Annotated in this window: 28 protein-coding genes and 1 pseudogene; 9 read left to right on the top strand and 20 right to left on the bottom strand. The window is 34.1% G+C overall.

Features of this window, described 5'->3' with window-relative positions:
* Window positions 1–4 precede the first annotated feature (4 nt).
* A complete protein-coding gene (gene dinB / locus BW951_RS07730) occupies window positions 5–1,159 on the bottom strand; it encodes a DNA polymerase IV (RefSeq protein ID WP_076391492.1) in 1,155 nt (384 codons plus the stop codon).
* Window positions 1,160–1,220: 61 nt separating this feature from the next.
* Between dinB and BW951_RS07725 the strand changes: the two genes are divergently transcribed.
* The 3 genes from BW951_RS07725 (at window position 1,221) to BW951_RS07715 (ending at window position 2,981) form a co-directional block, all read left to right on the top strand.
* Window positions 1,221–1,994, top strand: coding sequence for an XRE family transcriptional regulator (locus BW951_RS07725; RefSeq protein WP_076391490.1), 774 nt, complete (start codon window positions 1,221–1,223; stop codon window positions 1,992–1,994).
* A 140-nt stretch (window positions 1,995–2,134) separates the two neighbouring features.
* On the top strand, window positions 2,135–2,740 hold the full coding sequence (locus BW951_RS07720) for a recombinase family protein (RefSeq protein ID WP_076391488.1): 606 nt from the start codon (window positions 2,135–2,137) through the stop codon (window positions 2,738–2,740).
* Window positions 2,741–2,750: 10 nt separating this feature from the next.
* Entirely contained in the window at window positions 2,751–2,981 is a 231-nt protein-coding gene (locus BW951_RS07715; RefSeq protein WP_076391486.1) for a hypothetical protein, read from the top strand.
* A gap of 88 nt (window positions 2,982–3,069) precedes the next feature.
* Here the strand turns inward: BW951_RS07715 and BW951_RS07710 are convergent, their stop codons facing one another.
* On the bottom strand, window positions 3,070–3,414 hold the full coding sequence (locus BW951_RS07710; RefSeq protein ID WP_076391484.1) for a winged helix-turn-helix transcriptional regulator: 345 nt from the start codon (window positions 3,412–3,414) through the stop codon (window positions 3,070–3,072).
* Between the two features lie 129 nt (window positions 3,415–3,543).
* On the opposite strand from BW951_RS07710, the gene BW951_RS07705 reads away from it, so the two are divergent.
* Entirely contained in the window at window positions 3,544–4,284 is a 741-nt protein-coding gene (locus tag BW951_RS07705; RefSeq protein ID WP_076391482.1) for a 3-oxoacyl-ACP reductase family protein, read from the top strand.
* A gap of 310 nt (window positions 4,285–4,594) precedes the next feature.
* On the opposite strand, the gene BW951_RS07700 is transcribed toward BW951_RS07705, so the two are convergent.
* Entirely contained in the window at window positions 4,595–5,029 is a 435-nt protein-coding gene (locus BW951_RS07700) for a nuclear transport factor 2 family protein (RefSeq protein ID WP_056078634.1), read from the bottom strand.
* Between the two features lie 27 nt (window positions 5,030–5,056).
* Window positions 5,057–5,434: a DoxX family protein gene (locus tag BW951_RS07695; RefSeq protein ID WP_076391480.1), complete on the bottom strand. Its 378-nt coding sequence runs from the start codon at window positions 5,432–5,434 to the stop codon at window positions 5,057–5,059.
* Between the two features lie 121 nt (window positions 5,435–5,555).
* On the opposite strand from BW951_RS07695, the gene BW951_RS07690 reads away from it, so the two are divergent.
* From BW951_RS07690 to BW951_RS07680, 3 genes are all read left to right on the top strand, one after another.
* The gene (locus tag BW951_RS07690; protein WP_076391478.1) at window positions 5,556–5,948 is read left to right on the top strand and encodes a winged helix-turn-helix transcriptional regulator; all 393 of its coding nucleotides are present in this window, start codon (window positions 5,556–5,558) and stop codon (window positions 5,946–5,948) included.
* A 165-nt stretch (window positions 5,949–6,113) separates the two neighbouring features.
* Window positions 6,114–6,872 carry a putative phage abortive infection protein gene (locus BW951_RS07685; protein WP_076391476.1) on the top strand — a complete coding sequence of 253 codons (759 nt, stop codon included), beginning with the start codon at window positions 6,114–6,116 and terminating at the stop codon, window positions 6,870–6,872.
* Between the two features lie 37 nt (window positions 6,873–6,909).
* Complete coding sequence (locus BW951_RS07680) at window positions 6,910–7,533, top strand: hypothetical protein (RefSeq protein ID WP_076391474.1); 624 nt, start codon at window positions 6,910–6,912, stop codon at window positions 7,531–7,533.
* A 77-nt stretch (window positions 7,534–7,610) separates the two neighbouring features.
* Here the strand turns inward: BW951_RS07680 and BW951_RS07675 are convergent, their stop codons facing one another.
* Together BW951_RS07675 and BW951_RS07670 are read right to left on the bottom strand one after the other, a co-directional pair.
* Window positions 7,611–8,138, bottom strand: coding sequence for an IS630 family transposase (locus BW951_RS07675; protein WP_228427527.1), 528 nt, complete (start codon window positions 8,136–8,138; stop codon window positions 7,611–7,613).
* Window positions 8,139–8,222: 84 nt separating this feature from the next.
* Window positions 8,223–8,618, bottom strand: a complete 396-nt coding sequence (locus BW951_RS07670) for a COG3415 family protein (protein WP_139326127.1) — start codon at window positions 8,616–8,618, stop codon at window positions 8,223–8,225.
* A 193-nt stretch (window positions 8,619–8,811) separates the two neighbouring features.
* On the opposite strand from BW951_RS07670, the gene BW951_RS07665 reads away from it, so the two are divergent.
* Entirely contained in the window at window positions 8,812–9,780 is a 969-nt protein-coding gene (locus BW951_RS07665) for a PDDEXK nuclease domain-containing protein (RefSeq protein WP_076391468.1), read from the top strand.
* A gap of 680 nt (window positions 9,781–10,460) precedes the next feature.
* Here BW951_RS07665 and BW951_RS07660 read toward each other — a convergent pair.
* The 14 genes and pseudogenes from BW951_RS07660 to BW951_RS07595 form a co-directional block, all read right to left on the bottom strand.
* A pseudogene (locus BW951_RS07660) lies at window positions 10,461–10,655 on the bottom strand (PDDEXK nuclease domain-containing protein); the annotation flags it as partial.
* A gap of 185 nt (window positions 10,656–10,840) precedes the next feature.
* Complete coding sequence (locus BW951_RS07655) at window positions 10,841–11,830, bottom strand: quinone oxidoreductase family protein (protein WP_076391466.1); 990 nt, start codon at window positions 11,828–11,830, stop codon at window positions 10,841–10,843.
* A gap of 17 nt (window positions 11,831–11,847) precedes the next feature.
* A complete protein-coding gene (locus BW951_RS07650) occupies window positions 11,848–12,849 on the bottom strand; it encodes an NADP-dependent oxidoreductase (protein WP_076391464.1) in 1,002 nt (333 codons plus the stop codon).
* Between the two features lie 12 nt (window positions 12,850–12,861).
* Window positions 12,862–13,236, bottom strand: coding sequence for a DoxX family protein (locus BW951_RS07645; protein ID WP_076391462.1), 375 nt, complete (start codon window positions 13,234–13,236; stop codon window positions 12,862–12,864).
* 26 nt (window positions 13,237–13,262) lie between these two features.
* Window positions 13,263–14,027, bottom strand: a complete 765-nt coding sequence (locus BW951_RS07640) for an SDR family oxidoreductase (RefSeq protein WP_076391460.1) — start codon at window positions 14,025–14,027, stop codon at window positions 13,263–13,265.
* A gap of 63 nt (window positions 14,028–14,090) precedes the next feature.
* On the bottom strand, window positions 14,091–14,831 hold the full coding sequence (locus BW951_RS07635; protein WP_076391458.1) for an SDR family oxidoreductase: 741 nt from the start codon (window positions 14,829–14,831) through the stop codon (window positions 14,091–14,093).
* 134 nt (window positions 14,832–14,965) lie between these two features.
* Complete coding sequence (locus BW951_RS07630; RefSeq protein ID WP_076391456.1) at window positions 14,966–16,057, bottom strand: alkene reductase; 1,092 nt, start codon at window positions 16,055–16,057, stop codon at window positions 14,966–14,968.
* 66 nt (window positions 16,058–16,123) lie between these two features.
* Entirely contained in the window at window positions 16,124–16,714 is a 591-nt protein-coding gene (locus BW951_RS07625) for a TetR/AcrR family transcriptional regulator (protein ID WP_076391454.1), read from the bottom strand.
* Window positions 16,715–16,816: 102 nt separating this feature from the next.
* On the bottom strand, window positions 16,817–17,110 hold the full coding sequence (locus tag BW951_RS07620) for a nuclear transport factor 2 family protein (RefSeq protein ID WP_084196382.1): 294 nt from the start codon (window positions 17,108–17,110) through the stop codon (window positions 16,817–16,819).
* A 226-nt stretch (window positions 17,111–17,336) separates the two neighbouring features.
* Window positions 17,337–18,212 (bottom strand): strictosidine synthase, encoded by an 876-nt coding sequence (locus tag BW951_RS07615; protein WP_084196381.1) that lies wholly within the window; start codon window positions 18,210–18,212, stop codon window positions 17,337–17,339.
* Window positions 18,213–18,214: 2 nt separating this feature from the next.
* Window positions 18,215–19,063 (bottom strand): alpha/beta fold hydrolase, encoded by an 849-nt coding sequence (locus BW951_RS07610; protein ID WP_228427519.1) that lies wholly within the window; start codon window positions 19,061–19,063, stop codon window positions 18,215–18,217.
* Between the two features lie 81 nt (window positions 19,064–19,144).
* Window positions 19,145–19,705, bottom strand: a complete 561-nt coding sequence (locus tag BW951_RS07605) for an NAD(P)H-dependent oxidoreductase (protein ID WP_076391452.1) — start codon at window positions 19,703–19,705, stop codon at window positions 19,145–19,147.
* Window positions 19,706–19,709: 4 nt separating this feature from the next.
* Window positions 19,710–20,552, bottom strand: coding sequence for an alpha/beta fold hydrolase (locus BW951_RS07600; protein WP_076391450.1), 843 nt, complete (start codon window positions 20,550–20,552; stop codon window positions 19,710–19,712).
* Window positions 20,553–20,571: 19 nt separating this feature from the next.
* Entirely contained in the window at window positions 20,572–21,369 is a 798-nt protein-coding gene (locus BW951_RS07595) for an SDR family oxidoreductase (RefSeq protein ID WP_076391448.1), read from the bottom strand.
* Window positions 21,370–21,470: 101 nt separating this feature from the next.
* On the opposite strand from BW951_RS07595, the gene BW951_RS07590 reads away from it, so the two are divergent.
* Complete coding sequence (locus BW951_RS07590) at window positions 21,471–21,878, top strand: winged helix-turn-helix transcriptional regulator (RefSeq protein WP_076391446.1); 408 nt, start codon at window positions 21,471–21,473, stop codon at window positions 21,876–21,878.
* Window positions 21,879–21,883 lie beyond the last annotated feature (5 nt).

Here is a 21,883-nt window from a genome sequence, read left to right as displayed (position 1 = left end):
ATTTTTAGCGTTTATTTTCCAAATCAAAACCCGAAGCACGACCAACTGCATTAATTCCGAATCGGTTTTTTAGATAATCCATTGTTTGATATAAACTCATTTGTTCTTCGGTATCTTCAAATAGATTCATTTGATGATTACCATGCACAAGTCCTGTAAACCTGATTCCTATTAATCTAAGTCTCATTCTTCTAGTGTAAACCTTATTGAAAAGTTCCAGGGCAACTCTTGACAAAGTATGATCAGCGGATGTATAAGGTACTTTGCATTGTTTAGTTTCAGTATCGAAATTGGCATACCGTATTTTAACTGTTACTGTTGAAGTCAGCCATTTTTCCTGTCTTAATTGATAGGTTAATTTTTCGACCATCCCGGATATGAGTCTTTTTAATTCGATAACATCCATTGTATCATTAGTAAATGTGGTCTCTGTTGAAATTGATTTTCTTTCAGAATAAGGTATAACGGGATTTTCATCAATACCGTTCGCCTTCTTCCAAAGTTCTTTCCCATTTACACCAATCATTTGTTGAAGAACTAGTACCGGCATTTCAGATAATGTATGAATAGTACGAATTCCAATTCGTGACAATAACTGAAATGTTTTATCTCCAACCATTGGAATCTTTTTAATGGATAATGGATTTAGAAAAGGTTTTATTTCCGTTTCTTGAATTTCTAATCTTCCAACTGGTTTTGCTTCGCCTGTACCTATCTTTGAAACTGTTTTATTGGTTGATAAAGCAAAACTTATTGGAAGTCCGGTTTCTTTAGTGACAGCCGATGCAATTTCTTTTGTCCATTGATAACATCCGAAAAACTTATCCATTCCAGATAGATCCAGATAAAATTCATCTATACTTGCCTTTTCCATCACCGGAACTTTCTGTTGGATAATTTCTGTTACGATATGGGATAAGTTAGAATACATTTCATAATCACCACGAATTACCTTCGCATCCGGACATAGTCGAAGTGCCATCCTTATCGGCATGGCTGAACGCACACCAAACTTCCTTGCTTCATAGGAACATGATGCAACAACTCCACGGTCTCCACCTCCTATAATTAGAGGAATACCGTTAAGTTGAGAGTTGTTAAGCCTCTCGCATGATACAAAAAAAGTATCCATGTCCATATGTACAATCGCACGATTCACTTTACAAAATTAGATACTATTTGTATCATTTTTTATATATTTGCGGATACAATTTGTATCAATGTCGATTTTTTCAGATAACATAAGGTTTTTAAGGACTCAGAAAAATTTATCACAGCAGGAACTTGCGGATCAAATTTTAATGAGCCGGGTGCGTTATTCTAAATATGAGGACGGACGTTCGGAAGCTCCTTATGAGCTGCTCATCAGAATTTCGAAATATTTTAATTTAAGTATTGATCTGCTTCTTACTGTGGATATTAGGAAATATCCGCTAGAAGATGTATTGAAACTACCGGACAACAGGATTGTCCTGCCAGTGGTCGTAGATCAATTGGGAAACAACAGCATTGAAATTGTCCCTCAGAAGGCATCTATGGGATATTTGTCAGGTTATAGTGATCCAGAATATATTGAAAGTTTACAAAGGATTTCATTACCCTTCCTTACAAATGGAAAATACAGAGCTTTTCCAGCTCAGGGAGATTCGATGCCACCATTTAAAGATGGCTCTTATATTATCGGAAAATATGTTGAAAATATTGATGACCTGAAACCAAACAAAAGTTATGTTTTTGTGACTTTGAATGATGGTATTTCTTATAAAAGATTTAAAGCTAAAAAGGAAAAATCAATAACTGTTGCTGCCGATAATTCATTCTACCAGCCTTATGATATATCTTTAAGCGAAATTGTAGAGATATGGCAATATGCTTCAGGAATCTTCCCTAACGATTTTGAACCTGATAACTTTGAAAACTATAACTTGAAGGATATGTTTTTAGTTTTAAGGAAGGATATTGAGCTGTTAAATGACAAACTATCAAAAAACTAATTATATTTTAACAGTAGTATTTTGAGATTATTTTAATACCTAGATTTTCAAATCTTGATTTTTGAAATAGTTTCTCAAAATCTCATATCATTAAACAAAGTTTCATAAATTTACAGAGTATGAGTTTAATATAACAGAATATGAAAATAGGATATGCCCGAGTTTCAACCAAAGACCAAAATTTAGATTTGCAGATTGAGGCTCTTGAAAAAGCAGGCTGTGAGAAAATCTATCAGGAAAAAATTTCCGGTGCAACAAAAAATCGTCCCGAACTCGATAAGATGATTGAACAGTTTAGGGAAGGTGATGAACTTTATGTCTGGAGACTTGACCGATTAGGTAGAAGTTTAAAAAACATTATTGATCTTGTCTTAAGTTTGAGTAATAAAGGAATTATAATAAAAGGTCTTGTGGATGGAGTAGATACTTCAACTATTAATGGACGACTATTTTTGAATCTCATGGCTTCCTTGGCTGAATATGAAAGAGAATTAATAAGAGAAAGAACCAATGCAGGTTTACAAGCTGCCAGGGCAAGAGGTAGATTGGGAGGAAGACCAAAGGGATATACAAAAGAAACAATATCTAAATTGTTAATTATGAGGTCTATATATAAAAACCCTACTTTAGCTCCGAAAGAAATTTATGAACCACTTGGATTAACTAGGGCAACATTTTATCGGTATGCTAAAATTTTGGATAATCATACAGATGAAGAAATAAAAAAAATGTCCATCAGAAAGTAAATTCTATAAAATGCAATTAACAACAAGCCAACCGAAAGATTGGAAAGATTTACAAAATAGGGTTGCTGAAATTTTAAAAGAGTGTAATTTTAATGTGGAGATTGAGAAAAAAGCCGAAACTGCACGAGAAAAAGTTGAACTAGATGTATTTGCAGAAGAAAAAATAAAAGGACGAAAGTACTCGATAGCTTGCGAATGTAAGTATTGGCAAGCAAATATTCCTCAAAATATAATTCATTAATTTATTAGGCAACAATCTATTTAATTATTTATATCATTCGTAATACATATTTGAGATTAGAAAAAATTCTAGTTTATCAAAAAATTATTTATAAAACTTCATTTGCCATTTGAGCGATTCCCCAATCATCCAAATGCTTCAAAAATGGAATCAATTCTTGGCCTGTTGGTGTGAGTGAGTATTCAACCTTGGGAGGAACCTGATGAAAAACTTTTCTTGAAATTAGTTGATCAGTTTCCAATTCTCTTAATACCTGAGTAAGCATTTTTGTACTTGAATCCGGCAAAAGCCTGGTCAATTCCCCAAATCGCAGTTCACCATTGGTTTTTAAATTCCAAATAATTCGTGCCTTATATTTTCCACCGATTCTTTTGAAGGCATATTCGATACCGCATTTAGAACAAGATGGTTCAGAAAGAATATTTTTTTTCATAAATCCAAAAATTAAAATATTGATTTACAGTAATAGTAACATTTTAGTAGCTACATTACAAAAACGTAACTACTTGCCAAAAGTAAAGTATTAATTTAATATTGCAAAAGAATTTTTAAATTAATTATAATGGAATCTATTAAAAACAAAGTGGCTTTTATAACAGGCGGCAGTCGTGGAATCGGACAAGAAATTGTTCGCAAATTATCTTTAGAAGGTGCGAATGTAGCCTTCACATATTCTAATTCTGAAAATGAGGCCAATCAATTGGCATCAGAACTGTCTGATGGACAAGTAACAGTCATTGCACTAAAAGCAGATAATGCGGATGAGATTTCTATAAGAGATGCTATAGATAAGGCATTCGAAATATTTGGATCTCTTGATATATTGGTTAACAATGCAGGAGTTGCCATTAACGCTCTCTTACCTGATGTTAAAATTGATGATTTCGATAGGATGGTTGGCGTGAACATCAGAGGAGTTTTCGTTGCCACACAGGCAGCAGCAGCTGTAATGAATGACGGTGGCAGAATAATTAATATAGGAAGTGCTGCTGCTGAAAGAACTATCTTTCCCGGAGGTGCGGTTTATGCAATGACCAAGGCTGCTGTCGCAGGTCTAACGAGAGGACTTGCGCGTGATTTGGCATCAAGAGGTATTACTGTAAATACAGTCCAGCCAGGACCAATTGAAACGGAAATGAACCCAGCCGATTCTCAATTTGCAGATATAATAAGAGGTTTTGTGGCTATGGGACAGTACGGAACAAAGAGTGATATTGCGGAACTCGTAGCATTTCTTGCAAATCCTTCTTCAAAATACATTACCGGTGCAAGCATAAACATAGATGGCGGACTGGTTTGTTAATGTTTGACAAATTAATTTTTACTAATGATTAAATTCATGTTATGAAAGAAAAAATGCCACAGAACAAATTGTACGAAAATATTTTAAATATCTTTATGATGCCGATACAGATTCTATACTGAATCTATATACAGAAAATGCTGTCCTGATGCCGGCAGATATTGCATCTGCGGAGGGAGTGGCTGAGTTTAGGCAAGCATATAATGATACTTTTGAGGCAGTTGATTTTATATATGCAAATATTTTCATGATACTACTAGAACAAAAAAATAGGACACTTTCAAAGTATCCTATTTTTTATTACCTCTTATTAGAGTGTTCTTGATTCTACTATCATAAAGTAAGCAATCCGTTCTTTGATCAACCATTTCCCATTTTGAAAAACATATTGGTCATCATATTTGACACTGTAATCTGTCAAAACATCTTTACCCTCGACTTCTCTTACCATTTTAATCTGACTGTATGATATGCCGGTAGCCGTTTCTCCTGTAATATTTACCGTATGCTGCCCATTGAGTGTGAAATATGTTTTTACTTTGGAAGCGTGTTCATTGAATTCCTTCTCTAAATTTTCTCTTCCGGACGTATTTCCTACCAGATTTCCGCTCATATACACATTGTAAGTCATATCAGGTATAAATAGATCCATTACTTCGGAGATTTTCCATTCGTCACTCAGGTAAGCGTATTGGTCGATCAGTTTTCTTAAATCTTCATTTGTTTTTAAAATTTCTAATGTCATTGTCGTATTGATTTGTATTATTAATTATTATTTTACTAATCTATCGTTTGAGCCAAAAAATATTGATGAATCACGTAATAATGCAGTTATCCATATTAAAATCATAGGAATTGCCGGATTAATCATTGATCCGTCATGGGATAATTCTGTTGCCATTGCTCCACCAAAATAACAGCTTATTAGAATAAATCCAATACGCATTGTTTTTGGATAAGCAAACAGAAAAATAAATGACATTTCCAGGAGACCCAATGATGTTGTGGAATTAGATAAATTTAATTTAATCATGCCTTCGACAGACCAGGGGAGTTGAATTACTTTCATCAATCCGCTGATGCCTACCATAAGTGTGACCAAGACAGTCATAATGACTGCAGCTATTTTTTTTGTCTTTTCGTTGTTCATTTCTTTTATTTTTTTTCTGTTTAAAGTACATTTTAGTATTATGTAGCAAAATTATACTATATTTGGTTACATAATATTAGTCGTTACCAAAAGGTTATCAACTAATAAAACAATCATATTTATGTCTTACGAAAAAAATAATATAGAAAACAAAGCATTTACTGAAGAATGCCATACGGTCTTAAATGCTGTTAGCGATGCTTTATATGCTATTGGTGGAAAATGGAAGCTAATGATTATTATTGCTATAGCAAGAGGTAATAAGAGATTTACTGAAATTCAGAGACAGGTTAGCGGAATTTCTGCCCGTGTACTATCAAGTGAACTGAAAGAATTGGAAATGAACGGTTTTCTTATCAAGAAAGTTGAAAATGGTTATCCGGTAAGTATAGAGTACGAGTTACTACCCTACAGCCAAACATTAGAAGAAGTTGTTAATGCAATGACAAAATGGGGAATTCAACATCGTGCGAAGATAAAAAGTGAACACTCTGCGCAAAGCAGTAAGAAATAAAAGATAATGACTTTCAAATTTTAGAGAAAATTAGTTATGCTATCACTTAATCAACTACTTGTTAAAACTTAATTTGTTTAATTTTTTCCACCAATTAATAAATTGTTAAACTTAGTTGAATAATTTATTTTTTATAGTATATAAAAATATAAGTCTCAAAAAACGATGAAAAGACACAATTTTTGGATATGGTTCTTTGCTATATTATCAACTTTATTCATTTCGATAATTCTTTTTATTACATACGCATTAGGTATTAATATACACAATGAAATAAGAGGAACTTTTGGTGATATGTTTGGGGCAGCAAATGCATTGTTTACGGGATTATCTTTTGTTGCTCTAATTGTTACCATACTTTTACAGAGAAAAGACTTAAAGCATCAACAGTATCAATTAGAAATTCAAAATCAATCAAATTTGATTCAGAACTTTGAGACTACATTTTTTAATATGATAAATGTTCATCATCAAATTATAAATTCGTTACACCTAGAGCATACTATTAAAAAAGATAATACAGAAAAGGTAGTAATTGAAAAGGAAAGAAAAGTCTTTTTGTATTTATTTGGGAAAATTAATAATCAAATGAATGGGGATGGAGAGAAATTTTCAAACATATATACAAATTATTATATGCCCCTAAATTTTCATTTAGAACATTACTATAATAATTTTTTTCAAATATTAAAATATATTGATGAATCGAAAAATATTAATCAACTTTTGAAAAATAGGTATAGTATGATCTTATCAAGTCAATTATCAGAACATGAAAAACTAATGATATTTTATCACATTATTTATATAAATGATCAAGGAAATTTTAAAAGGTTGATTGAAAAATATAATTTATTAGATAATTTTAATTATAGTTTTCGAGTGCCTGTAATATTAGCACAAAAATACAATCCGGGAAGTTGAAATATATAAAATTTAAATCTCAAAAAATGTAAGTAATATGGCACTTTTAACACCAAATGATATTGCAATACATGAAGCTGGTCATGTCCTAATATGTTATTTGATGAATGATATTATTGAATTGTATCATGTAACAATTGATGAGGAACTTAGTAAAACGATTGATACATATTCTGATGGAGGACTTTTATACAAGTATCTTAAAAATCCAAATCTATTAGACTTTTTGGAACTTGATCAATTTTCTCTACTTCACTTAGCTGGACTAGCGGCAGATATTGTAAATGAACTTGATGGAAAAGTAGAAAATAATTTTTTTTCCACAAATGAATTTATAAATAAAATTAATCACTTTAATTATCAAGGGGACATGATGGCTTTCAGTAGTAATTTTGAGCAATTTTATGAAAAGTTGAAAGTCACACCGCAATATTATAATTATACTTCTATTAAGCTTTTAGTCGATTTGTTTATGAATGAAAATATTCAAAAACTTCTTATTGAAATTAGAGAGATTATTAATTTTAGTAAAACTGTAAATGGAAAATTTTTGACAGATTTTTTAGATAACTCTTTTTTTAGAAACTTTAAACTCGACAATTGGATAGAAATAAAAAAGAGTAGAAAAGACTTATTCATCTTTGTTCCAATTCTTCAATAGGATCTTAAAACTTTAAAAATTCATAAGAAATCTCATAAAACGATTAAATAGTTTTTCCAGTTTTATTTAAGTACTTGCTAAAAATTAATAATACATTTCTTTCCGAAATGATCTAATACGTCCTTTAAGCTGGCTTTTAGATTTTCAAAAGAAGCATAAGCATCAAATTTCAGCCACTTATATTTTACAAATCTCCATAAGATTTCAATTTTATTGAGTTCTGGTGAATAAGGCGGAATAAAATAAATCAGCAAATCCAATTCTTTCCACTCTTTGATTTTTTCTTTGAATTTTTTGCTCGTATGTAAAGAAGAATTGTCTAAAACAACCACTGTTTTTTTGACTATTGTCTGCGCAAATCTGTCAAAAAAAACAATCAGCATTTCTGAGTTGATGGTCTTGTCAAAAAAATCATAAACCAAATCTCCCAAAGTATTCATCAAACCAAAAACACTGGTGCTTTTCCCCCGGATTGAAGGTAATAAAACAGGATCATCTTTGCTTTGCCATGCATAGGGAACATTGGGAACTAATCCGAAATGACTTGCATCACCATAATACATATCAATGTATTGATCAGCATTGAGTTTTGATAATTCCTCTATTTCCTTTTTTGGGCTTTTGAAAAAGTAAGCTGACAGCGTTTTTTCTTCAAGGATTTCCTACATCTTTTCCATTTATAGCCGCGACTATTTTAAAAAATTTCTCAAGGTAGGCTTTGTTATTTTTATTTCATGCTCTCTTTCCAAAATATTCAAAACCACATTCAGATTACGGCTGTTTTCCTTTACCAAATCAGGTAAAATATCTTTGACGGGATCTAATTTCAATTTAGCACCTCTTCCTGTTTTTATGCTTAATGTTTTCTGTTTTTCGGATAAGTTTTCTGCTTGTTCCCATGCATTAAAAAATAAGGTCACACGCAATCTTCCTACCTCCATAATTCTGGAAATCTCCATCATTGACTTTTTTTGTACAGAAAGCCTCAAAAACATACACCGTTCTCTGACCACTGAGCTATCTGAATTTTTATATAGATTTTCAACCAATATACTCTCTTCTTCTGTTAATTCTATAAATCGCATACTTCAATTATTAACAAGAGAAATATACAAGTTTTTAGAAAAATGTATTATTATTTATTTTTAGATACTTAATTGCTGAATGTTTGGTGATTAGTCAATTAAACAATTATTTTGCGATTCTCATGACTTCTTAAAGATTTCCTTTTATAAAATATTAGAGTAAATTTGTTATCATTAATATTCTGTATATCTTATGAGAGATCAATTTTCCGACATTATTAGAATTATAAAGAATTCTCGAAATAATGCCATAAAGGCTGTGAATTCAGAATTGATAAATCTCTATTGGAATGTTGGAGCATACATCAGTCAAAAGATAGAAATAAGTGAATGGGGACAAGCTGTAGTAAAAGAGTTATCAGAGTTTATTATTAAAATTGAGCCTGAAATCAAAGGTTTTTCTGATAAGAACCTATGGAGGATGAAACAGTTCTATGAAACTTACAAAGATTCTCCAAAACTCTCACCATTGGTGAGAGAAATTAGCTGGAGTCATAATATGGTTATCTTTTCTCGATGTAAAACACCGGAGGAGCAAGAATTTTATCTTAAAATAAGTAAACAAGAGGGCTATAGTAAGAGGGAATTAGAACGTCAAATTTCTGCGAGTTTGTTTGAAAGGTCCATGATCGGTCATTCGACCATCTCACCTGCGTTGAGAGAACTGGATTTAGAAATTGTAAACACCTTCAAAGATACTTATATTTTAGATTTCTTAAACTTGCCGGATATCCATTCTGAAAATGATTTACAGAAAGGTCTAATAAAACAGATGAAAGATTTCGTCCTCGAATTAGGTAGAGATTTTTTATTTGTCGGGGAAGAATATAAAGTTCAGGTCGGTTCTTCAGACTTTTATATTGATTTGCTGTTTTATCATCGAGGATTACAGTGTTTAGTCGCTTTCGAACTCAAGACAGATAAATTTAAACCGGAACATTTAGGGCAGCTTAATTTTTACCTTGAGGCACTTGATAGAGACGTGAAAAAAGTAAATGAGAATCCAAGCATTGGTATTTTGCTATGTAAGGACAAAGATAATGAAATTGTGGAATATGCTTTGAGCAGAAGCCTTTCACCAACAATGGTTTCGGAATATAAAACCCAGCTCCCGGATAAAAAATTACTTCAGCAGAAATTGCATGAATTATTTGGGGATTAATACACCAAACATTCAGCAAAGTACATTTTCATAGATTAAATTGCAGAATGTTTGGAGTGTTGTAAAACGTCAAATAATCTCAAAAAACGATAAAAATTTATCTGGTTAAATTGCTGAATGTTTGGGGTGTTTTGTAATCTTATAAAACACCAAAAAAGTCTTACAAAACGAAAAAGACAGCTTGCGCAAGCTATCTTTAAATTTAAAAATACGAATTAGATAAAATTATATCTTTGTCTAGTACTTCGTACACGGGCTGGGAAATTTAAGTTGTTTTTTTTCAACTACAAAATCTTAAATCCCAGCCTTTTTCCAAAGAAAAGAGTTTAAATGACTTCATAATTAAACTTTATTTTATTCTAAGAGAATACTCCGAGGCTCTGCCTCGGGGATTATTTATTAACCTGTAGTGCATTTGGAGGAAGCCCTTTAAAATGCGACTTTTTTGAATTTAGCTTTTTAGTTATGTTCAAAAAAATTACAAACTTTGTGTTATTTGATCGGAATCTGTCGCTTTTTTAGTATAAGATTTAAATTTCCAATTTCTTAATAATATAAAGATGATTGAAAATCAGTACAATAAACAACCCCGGGGCAAGCCCACGAGGTATTAGTGGAACATAATTTTTTAGTTTGATGAAAAACCATCCTTTTTCAGGACAATAACTTATCATGAGTATTTAAGCTACTGGACTGTCTAATTCAAATTTTACTCTATCTGCTTCTATTAGCTGTTTTAATTCTTGTTCGTCAGGAAGATATGTTCTATATTTACTTGCAAATAGCTTTTCATTTTCTGACATCACAGAGTATTTTACAACCGTTTCATCTTTTTCTGTGCATAGGATAATCCCTATTGTAGGATTGTCATCCGTTCCTTTTTTAAGATCCGTTTTTCAAACTTTTCCTCTTTTACCCCGAGGCAAGCCTCGAGGAATTCTTTAGATTAAAAAACTTTCCTAAATGCACTACGGGTTTTATTATTACTTGCCTAATCATATAATTGGTTAATTTACTTCACGATGAGCATCTATTATTAAATTAGACACTTTTGTACTTCCTATTCAATCAATTTCCAAGGCTTAAGAACAATCTTTCCAATATTTTTACGATTTTCTAGTAGCATATGGGCTTCAGAGGCCTGAGAAAGAGGCAATATATGACCTGCTTCCACCTTTATTTCACCTGATATGACATATCCCATAAGTTCTTGTAATGCCGTGCCTATTAATACAGGATCATTTGAATAATTATTGATATAAATACCTGTAATTGTATGATTCGGCGCTGTAAGTCGCCAAGGATCTATTGATGCAGACTGACCACTACTTTGACCAAGATAAATCATTCTTCCGAAAACGGCGAGCGCGTCAAGGGCTTGATTTACAGCTTCGCCACCTGTAGTTTCCCAGATCACATCAACACCTTTCCCATCTGTTAATTCTATCACTTTTTGACTCCAGTCAGCCTGCGTGTAATCTATTGCAAAATCAGCACCATAATCAATGGCAATTTTTCTCTTCTCTTCAGTGCTTGCTGCAGCGATAACGACTGCTCCAAAAATTTTAGCAATCTGAACTGCAAATAGCCCCAAGCCACCAGCAGCTCCTTCAATAAGAATGGTTTCGCCTCTTTGTATTTTGGCAGCCTTTTGCAAAACAATCATTGCAGTTAAGCCGTGGGCTAATATTGCAGCAGCAGTATCAAAATCAATACTTTCGGGTAATGGAATAACGGCAGTTGCAGAAATCGGGATATATTGTGCATAACCACCTGATCCCGGTATGGCAAAAACTCTTGTTCCAATCGCTAAATTATCAACACCTTCTCCTAATTCTTCAATTGTCCCCGCCACCTCTATTCCTAAAATAAAAGGGACAGGCGAGGGTTCTGGATAGTTATCCCCTCTTCTTCTTATTGTATCGGCATAATTAACGCCAACACTTTCAATCTTTATCAAAACTTCTCCCGCATTTGGCTTAGGTGTTTCAATTTCCTCGTACACCAACACATCGGGATTGCCGTTTTGGTGAAATCTACTTACTTTCATAATGAACTGATTATATATTATTTAATTTTCAAAACCACTTTGCCTTTCGCTCGTCCGCTTTCTACGTATTTCATTGCCTCATTAGTTTGATTGAAAGGAAATACTTTGTCTATGACTGGTTTTATTATTCCAGCCTCGATTAATTTGGTAATCTCCGAAAGTTGCTGCCCGCTAGCTTTCATAAAGAGAAAATCGTAACTGATATTTTGTTTTTTTGCTTTCTTCCGCACTTTACTGCTTAGCAATCCTACAATAATTTTCACATACCACGGCAAATGAAGCTCATCGGCAAACTTGGGTGTTGGCGGCCCTGAAATAGAGGTAATTTTTCCACCCGGCTTTACAATTTCAAAAGATTTATTTAGAGTTTTGGCATCCTGACTGTTTAGCACAAAATCATAATTGTGAAGAAGATCTTCAAAATGCTGTGTTTTGTAGTCTATCAGTACATCTGCGCCCAGACTTTTAAGAAAATCAAAACTTTTTTCGCTAGCTGTAGTTGCAACAGTGAGTCCGAGATGTTTTGCAAGCTGGATAGCAAAAGTTCCCACACCGCCAGATCCTGCCTGAATAAAAACTTTATCTCCCTTCTTCAGGGTTGCATTTTCTACCATTGCCTGCCAAGCCGTCAATCCCACCAAAGGAATAGATGCCGCCTCTTCCATAGAAAGGTTTTCTGGCTTCAGCGCTACATCTTCTTCATTCATTGTAATCTGCTCTGCAAAAGTTCCGAACCTGTAATCTGCCGGTCTTGCATAAACGGCATCGCCTATTTTGAATTTTTTAACTTTCGAGCCTACTTTGGTAACAATTCCAGCCACATCGTGACCTAAAATAAGAGGCATTTTATATTTCAGAAATATTTTGAACTCGCCATCCCTGATCTTAGAATCCAGAAGGTTGACGCTGGCCGCGTGGATTTCCACCAGAACCTGATTGTCTTTAACAAACGGATCAGGCACATCACTGAGTTGCAGCTCGCCTCCTTTTTTATAATTTTTAATGATAAATGCTTTCATAATATATTTTGATTAGTTTAAAGTTGTAAGATTGTTTAGTTTATGAAAATACAAATAAGAAATTACCAAAAATACAAAGGGTATCAGCGGGAATAAGCTTTTACCAAGACCATCGATAACCAAATGGGCATATGTGCCGGAAAGGAACGTAATCCCGAAACCGAAGTAAGTCCACTCCTTGATCCTTGAAGAGACCTTTGGAATCAGTATTGCTAAAGACCCCAATACCTTGAGGAGGCCCAGTTCCTGTCTGAAATGATCGCGAAAACCAAGATGATGAAATACTCCGATCATCATTGGGTTTGTAAAGTAAAAATAACCTGAGGTAGCACCCGTTAGCATAGCTATCACAGTTGCCGTCCAGTAAATTACAGTGTTCTTTTTCATAATATATAGGCGCCAAAAATCATTGTTTATTTCAGTTTATTGTAATGTTTTTTTGCATTGACCATATTGTAGGCTTTCTGTGGCATCAAACGATTTAGGATGTAAAGAGCTCTTGTATCTCCTACACGTATAGTATAGACATCATTTTGTAAACCATCAATTAATCCATTCACCAATACTTTCGGACTTATTTTCTTATCGGGTCGATCTGCTACCATATCTGTATCTACCAAGGGAGGTAATAATTCAAAAACTTTTACGGAACTTTCTATAGCCTGTAGATGTGACCGTAGAGATTTTGTATAAAAAGCCAATGCGGTTTTTGAAGCCGAATAAGTGGCTTCCAATACCGAAGGGACAATGCTTAATATAGATGTCGTATTGATGATGGCAGCTTCCCTACGTGATTTGAGCATTTCCATAAAAAAGTTATTCAGTCGGATTACTCCAAAGTAATTGACCTCCATTTCATAAATTGCACCTTCAAGATGTTTGTCGTTTGCTATTCCCAAATTGACCGGGGGAACTCCCACTCCCGCATTGTTGTAAAGGATATCGATTCCACCAAGCTTAAAAACATACTCAAAAAGTGAATTTGCGTCCTCCTCTTTTGCAACATCGCTACGAATCGTAATCAGATCCGGAAACTGTTTTTTTACGGCAGCTAACTTATCCTGATTTCTTCCCGTGACGATGACCTTTGCCCCATTCTCTAAAAACTGTCTGGCGGCTTCAAGACCTATTCCTGATGCGCCACCGGTAATCAGAATTGTTTTTCCCTGAATTTTCATTTTACTGATTTTTTTGATAAAAAGCCACTCTCAAGACTAAATGAAGAGTAGCTTCTCAATGGGTTAAGAATTGGCTTCTTGAGCAGCTAATTTTGCCATGGCCTCTCCTACGGCGGCGGCGTATTTTTTCACCTCTCCTACCGGAATATCAAACTGGTCTTTTTCTAATCCAAGGAATAATTCCTCTGCAACTTCTGATGCAGGAATACCGTTGGCACCACCTATTTCCGCAGAAAACTCGGTATTTACCGTTGGCGGATACAGTTCGTAAATCTGAACATTTTTCTGCTCTTCATACGTATATCGCAACGCTACGGTATAGCTGTGCAACGCTGCTTTTGTAGCGCAGTAGGTTGGCAAAAACTTGTGGCTTCCGTAAACCGCCAGCGAGGAAACATTGACTACAGCAGCAGCCTCTTTCTGCAAAAGGTGCGGCATCATCAATTCTGTGAAATGAATGATGGCGATATAGTTGACGTTCATCTCCGTCATTGCTTTTTCGTGTGCATTGGCCGTTTCGCTCAACAGATATGCAAAAGCTGCTCCGGCGTTGTTGATGACAACATTCACATCCGGGTGATTGGTTTTCAGCTCTTCTGCGATACGAATCCTGTCTGCTTCTACGGCAAAATCTCCCTGAATTCCTACAGCGCCCGGAAGCTCTTTCAATGCATTGTCCAGACGTTCCTGATTTCTTCCGTTGATGATAATGTGGTTGCCTTCAGCGGTTAATTTTTTAGCGATGGCCAAGCCAATTCCGGCACTTCCTCCGGTGATAAATACGGTATTTCCTTTTGTTTTCATTTTTTTATTGTTTAAATGTTATTGTTGATATTGATGACGTTTTTTTGCGACAGGGATTGCAGCTGCATCTTTTTGTGGAGCTTCAGCGGAACAAAAGATATAGCGGAAAGCTCGCCCGGTCGCAAAAAATATTTTTATTGGTTAAGGATAGGATAATCGGTGTAGCCTTTTTCTCCCGGAGTGTAAAAAGTTGCCTGATCTGGCTGACTGAGCGCAGCATTAGTACTGAAACGCTCTACCAGATCCGGATTGGCAATAAATGGAACTCCGAAAGAAACCAAATCTGCATCGCCGTCCTGAAGCACTTTTTCGGCTGTTTCTTTGTTGAAACCACGGTTGATAATGATGGTTCCATTGTAAATTTTGCGGAAATGTTTGGCCACTTCCTGTATTGCGTGAGGATTATCTGAAACGTCTGTAAATGGCTCTATGAGATGGACGTATGCTAAATTGTAATCATTTAATCTGTTGACGATGTAATTGTATAGCTCAATGGTTTCATCATCGACCGAAATCCCCATAATGCCATTTAGCGAAGGATTAAGACGAACTGCAACTTTCCCTGTATCTGCCACTTTTTGGATGGCATCCAGAATTTCGAACAGAATTCTTGCTCTGTTTTCTACCGAACCACCGTATTGATCGGTTCTCAGGTTGGCATTTTTACTGAAAAACTGCTGTAGCAAATAACCATTGGCACCGTGAAATTCTACACCATCAAAACCCGCTTCGAAAGCGTTGACAGCGGCATTTGCAAAATCTTCTACCGTTCTTTTGATGTGTTCTGTTGTCATTGGCTGTGGCTCTTGGGAAGGCTGAAAACCTGATGTGGTGAACACTTGCTGCTGCGGATTGACATTTGATGGAGCCAAAGGTTTTTTACCACCGTGCAAATCCGGGTGAGAATAAGCTCCAGTGTGCCAAAGCTGGGCAAAAATTTTGCCGCCTTCCTGATGAACGGCTTTTGTAGTCAACCTCCAACCTTCAACCTGCTCTTTGGAGTAAATGGCAGGAACATTGATAACGCCTACCGCTTCAGGGCTCACGAAAGTACCTTCTGTGATGATGAGACCTGCGGTAGCTCTCTGTTGATAATATTTGGCAGTAAGTTCAGTCGCTTTGTGCTCGGGATTGTCTGATCGGCTTCTGGTCATTGGAGCCATTACGATGCGGTTTTTCAGCTGTTGTCCGTTAAGGTCGTAGCTTTCAAATAAGATTGTATTCATATTAAAAATTTTATTGAGATTAATATTATAAAATATACTTTTTAGTATATTTTTGGTTAAAAAAAATTACAGACTGTAATTCTGAAGTTCATCTTTCAAATCCTGAACCAAATCATACATTGGTTTTGCAGAATCGATTGTTCTACAGATGACGATGCCTCCTTCTATGGCCGCCACCATCTTAAAAGCAAATCTTTTTGGGTTGAGTTTTGAAGATAATTCTCCGCTGTCTATGCCTTCCTGAAGAATTCCGGAAAGTGCTTCCTGACCTGCCGCAAATCTTGCCGCCACTTTCTGTTTAATGGAAGGAAAATTGTCGTCTGCCTCCACAGCTGTGTTGAACAACGGACAACCGCCATCTATAAAAGTATTGATAGGGTTTTTGTAAAAATCCATAAACGCACCGATCTTTTCTTTTGCCGTGTTTTCTTTCAAAACAGCTGCCGTTATTTTTTCACTAAGATGATTTAAAGAATATTCTATCACTTGCTCGGAAAGATCGTCTTTGCCCTGAAAATGTCCGTAAATACAACCTTTCGTCAATTTCGAAGCTTCTACAATATCATCAATGCTTACTCCAGAAATCCCCTTTTCGTTGTAAAGCGGAGCTGCTATTTCGAGAATAAATTGCTTTGTTTTTTCTCCTTTGGTTGCCATTCTAATTTACTTTTTATTGCGTTCCGAAAGATATTAAGAAATAGGAAACATTGCATTTCCGGTTATGATATTTTTCGGTCTAACCTCTTTCTGCATTACATCCTAATGCTCTACTACCTTTTCATCTTCGACTTTAAAAATATCAACAGCAATGTAGTTTTTGCCGTGCCCGTTGGAGAAGCGACCATGTGCCATCACGATATCTTCATTTTCCGTTACTATTTTAACTTCGTACTTGAAATCTTCCTTCAATGTGGGATTAAGCACTTTTTTACCGTTTGGCAGAGCAGGATTATGCTGAATGTAGTCACTGTCAAAATATTGGTCAAGTGCAGATAGATCTCTATCAACGAATACTGCTGTTACCGCTGTTATTACTAATTCTCTGTTGGTCATAATATCACAATTTTAATTTTTATGTACTTTTAACCATCTTTTGGTTATCAAATCATGATTTCCTGATGCAAATATACTAAATAGTATATTTTAGAAACAAACAAAACATACTAAAAGTTTTATTTTGCTGTATTATATAGATAATTAGTTAAAAACATAAATAAGATTAACATTTAGATCGTTTTTGTAGTAATCGGAAATTTCTTTGGTAGAGAGCTCAAATTTATCACTTAAAAAGCAAAATTCTTTTTCCATCTTCAACAAAGATTAATGTTTCTTTAACTTCGTAAGCGTGAATTGCAGAACAGAACAAAGATAGTCTCTTTGATATTTTTTTTAACTCATTACTTTTAAAGAACTTATCCATTGTACTTTTATCGGTAAAGCCTAAAGTAATTGATGCTTGAAATTGTACTTCTTCCGAGTTATCATGCTGAACATTAGGTGTATTCCATTGTTTTTGTTTCCATTCATTATAAACTTTACTTCGTAATTCACTTAGAACACCTGTATTTGCGAGCGTAGGAGTAAGTTCATTGTTTATAAATTTCTTAAAATCGCTTAATTTTACTCCATCTTTTATTCTAAAAAAAATCATTGTCCCTGCATCGCTTTTTGCATTAGACTTTGATACATTGTACCACTTAGAATTAGCCGAAAGTGCCGCATAAAGGATGGTGCGTTTGAATAAATTGACTTCATCAGTATAGGCTAGTTTGTTTTGCTTCTTACCTCTGAAAATTGAAAATATATTTTTTAAAGTAACATCAGCTACCCCATCCACTTTACGATCTTGCGGTATATTGGTTTCAACACCTTCAGTTGATGGCCACAAGCCTGTGTTCTCTTCTGCAAAATGTAGTTGGCGGTATTCTAACAAACCTTTATTAGCCACAATAATTTGGGCATGTGGCCCTTTCCATCTGTCCATGCTTTCTTGACGGGGTTTGTCTGTTCGCATCCACAATAAAATTGAGGATGAAAGATGTTTTTCTACATCAAAAGATGTTGCTATATTATGAGCTTCTAAATTTTGATTTTGCGCTTGAAGTAAGTTCAAGCCAATCAAAATAAAAAATAGTTGTAAATATAATTTTTTCATTTTTACTTAGTTAAAAATTCAATTGCTTGTTGAATAAACTCTTCATGATATTGAAATATTCCACCATGACCAGAGTTGGGGTATATTTTTAGTTGAGAATTCGGAAACCGTTTTGCCATATCATAAGAATTTGGGGTTGGCACCATTCTGTCAGCATCGCCATTGGCAATAAAAACAGGAAGATTAAATGTACTTAAATCCATAGGCTTTGCATTTCCCCATATTTTTATGGCTTTCAATTGTTTTTTTAGCACAGCTAATTTTACTTTTTTATCACGATTTACTTTTCTTTCTTTCAATCTTTTTAAAAAATCTTTTGCCGCAACTTTGCCTACTTCATTTTGTGTAAAAAATAAATAAAATTTAGGATCTCTAAAAGTGAACAATCCTTTCAAAATATCTTTATATGTTTTTCCAACGACATCACTTATACCTTGTCCTCCTCTTGGTCCTGTACCTGCCAATATTGCTTTACGAACCAAAGTTGGCTCAATCAAAAGAATTTCCTGCGTAATAAATCCGCCCATTGAAAATCCAATAATATCTACTTGATTGTAACCCAATGCGTGAATAAAAGCAATTCCATCTTTAGCCATATCTGCAATACTTTCTCCTTGTTTGCCCGTAGAAGTACCAACTCCACGATAATCAAAAACAATTATTTTACGTTTTGCAGCGATGGCATCCATGATTCTTGGATCACAATTGTCAAGATTTGACGTTAAGTGATTTAAATAAATTACAGGAATGCCACCTTCTTTTCCATACGCTCGATAGGCAAATTTAATTCCGTTAGCTTCTACAAATTGAGTTGGGACCGTTGCATAAGTATAGTTTTCCGTATTTTTCATGTCCATATTATTTTGTGATTGTGCCAAACTAATATACGAAATTAATATTAGTGCAATTTTCAATAATTTCCTCATTTTTAGTTATTTAATTGTTGCTAAATAGCTTTTTCTTAATTCATCTGTTCCACTTACTACGTTTCCAAAAAAAGTAGTTTCTGTTTGGATTCCGCAAAATTCAAAAATTCCTTCTTCAATTACTCTGATTTGTGCTTTATTCATTAATGTCTCTTCATAAATAGCCGTTGGCGTATTAGTATTTATAAATACGTGAGCTGTTTTTCCTTTCAATAAACCAATTGGACCATTTTCGGTTAATTGAAATGCAAATCCGTGAGAAAAAACCCTGTCTATAAAACCCTTTAAAATGGCAGGCATCTGCGCCCACCACATTGGGTAGACAATCGTTAAATGATCAGCCCAGGTTATCAATTCTTGGTATTGCTGAATATCATTGGGCATTTCTTTGCCCATAAACATATATTCAATATCCGGCATTCCTAGAATTGGATTGAACTGTTCTCCATATAGGTCTATAATTTTGATTTCATGTCCTTTTTCTTTTGACTTTCTTTCAACTTCATCTACTATTGCTTTAGTAAAACTTTCCGGATTTAAGTGCGAATAAATAATTAAGTGTTTCATAGATTTAGTTGTTTTGGTTAATAAAAATTTTAATGTAGGAAGTTGTTAATTCAGGATATTGATAATGAGGCGCATGGCCTGTATTTGGCATGATAATATGTTGAAGAGTTGGTGCATTTTGTAGCAGGGGAAACCAATTTTCTGCAGCAAAAGAAATATCGTTGTCCCCTGAAATTACCAATACTGGTGTTTTTAATGTTTTATATGCTTCTCTGAAGTTATCAATATCATTTGCCAATTGTTCAGTTGGAGCAAAATATCTCTGTAATGTTTCAACCTTAATTGGAACTTTTGACTCGTCATATCTTTGAGCAATACGTTGTAACGACGCTAAACCGCTAGCTGCACTTTCTTCTGATTTAGGTTCAAAAAATAAAGTTATTATATCTTCGGGTGTATAGCTTGGTTGCAAAGCTTTTTCTAAGAAAAGAGGTGATAAAGACGTTTCGTTTTTACCCATTGGGTTACTACCAATAATAACTGTACTTAAAACTCTTGTCGGATATAAAAATGTAACATACTGAGCAATAAGGCCACCATAAGACCAACCTCCAACAATAAATTTACCAATGTTTAGATAGTCTGCAATTTTTATGACTTCTGCTGATACAAGATGTAAATCTAAAGGTAATTCGCCTTCAGAGTAACCAATACCTGAATAATCAAAAGTAATCACTGTATTGGTTTGCGCTAATAAATCAAGAAATAAAGGATCCCATGTATCGAGTGTTCCTCTGAAGCGGTTTGCCAAAATAATAGGTGTTCCGTTCCCGATTTTTCTATAGGCAATTTGTTTGCTGTCAATATTTGCATATTGTGTTTCTGTTGTTAATGCGTTGTTTTCCATTTTCTTATTTTTTATACTGTTATTTATTTAATTGTTTAAGAACATTTTTCTCTAAAATTCCATAGGCAAAGTGTTGAAGATTAATTAAGGTTGAAGTTCCTTTTCCAACAATATTTCTGAATTTAGGCTTTGCAGTTTGAACTACTTTTAGCACTTCATTTGCAACCATCATTGGATCTTCTGCGCTTTTTACAAGTTCATCGGTGAATTTTTCAATCTTACCCCTTAAAGAATTGTAATCTGTAATTTCATTTACAGGAGAAGACGAGTTATCCATAATGCTGGTTTTAAAAGCTGCAGGCTGTACCATAGCTACTCTAATATTAAACTCGTTTAACTCATATCGTAATGCTTTGAAATAACCTTCTAACGCATGTTTTGATGAGGCATAATAAGCCGCATTTGGAAAAGACACAAGACCTACAATTGATCCTAAAGTGATTATTTTTCCAAATCTTTGTTTTCTAAAATAAAGTAATATGGAATTAGTTACCTTGATAGTACCCCAAAAGTTAGTTTCAAATTGTTGTCTTCCTAATTCAATGGGGGTTTCTTCTGCAATACCAGACACTAAAAAGCCTGCGTTATTGATAAGAATATCCAATTTGCCTATTTCTTTAAATAACCTATCGGGTAAAGTATTAATTGACTCATCTGAATTAAGGTCTAATGCGATCATTTTAAAAGGAACTACTGATTGTAGTTTTTCGGGATTTCTACTTGTACCAATTACATTGTGTCCACTTTTGTGTAACCTGTTAGCGATTAACAACCCAAATCCTGAAGAGGCACCAGTAATTAAAATATTTTGTTTCATATTATTTTGGTTAAAATATTATTCGTAAATTTGCTTGCGTTTTGCAAGTACAAATATACAAACAACTTTTAAAATGCAAGTTATTTTTTAATAATATTTTTATGAAAGAAATAAAAAAAAGATCAGACTGCCCTGTTAGCTGTACTTTAGATGTGTTTGGAGATAAATGGTCCTTTCTGATTATAAGGGATTTATTATTCGCTAAAGAATGTACTTATGGAGATTTTTTAAAGTCTAAAGAAGGCATTGCAACAAATATATTAGCCAATAGATTGGTAACCTTAGAAGAGAACAAAGTAATTCAAAAATTTGAACACCCTAATAGTAAAGCAAAAGTTTTGTATAGGTTAACAAAAAAAGGAATTGATCTTTTGCCTGTGTTAATTGAAATCCACTTGTGGTTTGATAAATATGGCGAAATTCCAGAAGACAAACATGAAATGCTTGAACTTGTTAAAAAAGATAAAACTGCATTTATAGAAAATTTTATCAGTTCGATAGAAAAATAAAAGTT

Origin of the sequence: Chryseobacterium gambrini, from assembly GCF_900156825.1 — a bacterium.
Lineage (GTDB): Bacteria > Bacteroidota > Bacteroidia > Flavobacteriales > Weeksellaceae > Chryseobacterium > Chryseobacterium gambrini.
This window is presented reverse-complemented; position numbering and strand designations above follow the sequence as displayed.

Coding starts and splice junctions, on each gene's coding strand:
- BW951_RS07725 (WP_076391490.1), top strand. CDS start 1,221: ATGTCGATTTTTTCAGATAACATAAGGTTTTTAAGGACTCAGAAAAAT.
- BW951_RS07720 (WP_076391488.1), top strand. CDS start 2,135: ATGAAAATAGGATATGCCCGAGTTTCAACCAAAGACCAAAATTTAGAT.
- BW951_RS07715 (WP_076391486.1), top strand. CDS start 2,751: ATGCAATTAACAACAAGCCAACCGAAAGATTGGAAAGATTTACAAAAT.
- BW951_RS07710 (WP_076391484.1), bottom strand. CDS start 3,414: ATGAAAAAAAATATTCTTTCTGAACCATCTTGTTCTAAATGCGGTATC.
- BW951_RS07705 (WP_076391482.1), top strand. CDS start 3,544: ATGGAATCTATTAAAAACAAAGTGGCTTTTATAACAGGCGGCAGTCGT.
- BW951_RS07700 (WP_056078634.1), bottom strand. CDS start 5,029: ATGACATTAGAAATTTTAAAAACAAATGAAGATTTAAGAAAACTGATC.
- BW951_RS07695 (WP_076391480.1), bottom strand. CDS start 5,434: ATGAACAACGAAAAGACAAAAAAAATAGCTGCAGTCATTATGACTGTC.
- BW951_RS07690 (WP_076391478.1), top strand. CDS start 5,556: ATGTCTTACGAAAAAAATAATATAGAAAACAAAGCATTTACTGAAGAA.
- BW951_RS07685 (WP_076391476.1), top strand. CDS start 6,114: ATGAAAAGACACAATTTTTGGATATGGTTCTTTGCTATATTATCAACT.
- BW951_RS07680 (WP_076391474.1), top strand. CDS start 6,910: ATGGCACTTTTAACACCAAATGATATTGCAATACATGAAGCTGGTCAT.
- BW951_RS07670 (WP_139326127.1), bottom strand. CDS start 8,618: ATGCGATTTATAGAATTAACAGAAGAAGAGAGTATATTGGTTGAAAAT.
- BW951_RS07665 (WP_076391468.1), top strand. CDS start 8,812: ATGAGAGATCAATTTTCCGACATTATTAGAATTATAAAGAATTCTCGA.
- BW951_RS07655 (WP_076391466.1), bottom strand. CDS start 11,830: ATGAAAGTAAGTAGATTTCACCAAAACGGCAATCCCGATGTGTTGGTG.
- BW951_RS07650 (WP_076391464.1), bottom strand. CDS start 12,849: ATGAAAGCATTTATCATTAAAAATTATAAAAAAGGAGGCGAGCTGCAA.
- BW951_RS07645 (WP_076391462.1), bottom strand. CDS start 13,236: ATGAAAAAGAACACTGTAATTTACTGGACGGCAACTGTGATAGCTATG.
- BW951_RS07640 (WP_076391460.1), bottom strand. CDS start 14,027: ATGAAAATTCAGGGAAAAACAATTCTGATTACCGGTGGCGCATCAGGA.
- BW951_RS07635 (WP_076391458.1), bottom strand. CDS start 14,831: ATGAAAACAAAAGGAAATACCGTATTTATCACCGGAGGAAGTGCCGGA.
- BW951_RS07630 (WP_076391456.1), bottom strand. CDS start 16,057: ATGAATACAATCTTATTTGAAAGCTACGACCTTAACGGACAACAGCTG.
- BW951_RS07625 (WP_076391454.1), bottom strand. CDS start 16,714: ATGGCAACCAAAGGAGAAAAAACAAAGCAATTTATTCTCGAAATAGCA.
- BW951_RS07620 (WP_084196382.1), bottom strand. CDS start 17,110: ATGACCAACAGAGAATTAGTAATAACAGCGGTAACAGCAGTATTCGTT.
- BW951_RS07615 (WP_084196381.1), bottom strand. CDS start 18,212: ATGAAAAAATTATATTTACAACTATTTTTTATTTTGATTGGCTTGAAC.
- BW951_RS07610 (WP_228427519.1), bottom strand. CDS start 19,063: ATGAAAAATACGGAAAACTATACTTATGCAACGGTCCCAACTCAATTT.
- BW951_RS07605 (WP_076391452.1), bottom strand. CDS start 19,705: ATGAAACACTTAATTATTTATTCGCACTTAAATCCGGAAAGTTTTACT.
- BW951_RS07600 (WP_076391450.1), bottom strand. CDS start 20,552: ATGGAAAACAACGCATTAACAACAGAAACACAATATGCAAATATTGAC.
- BW951_RS07595 (WP_076391448.1), bottom strand. CDS start 21,369: ATGAAACAAAATATTTTAATTACTGGTGCCTCTTCAGGATTTGGGTTG.
- BW951_RS07590 (WP_076391446.1), top strand. CDS start 21,471: ATGAAAGAAATAAAAAAAAGATCAGACTGCCCTGTTAGCTGTACTTTA.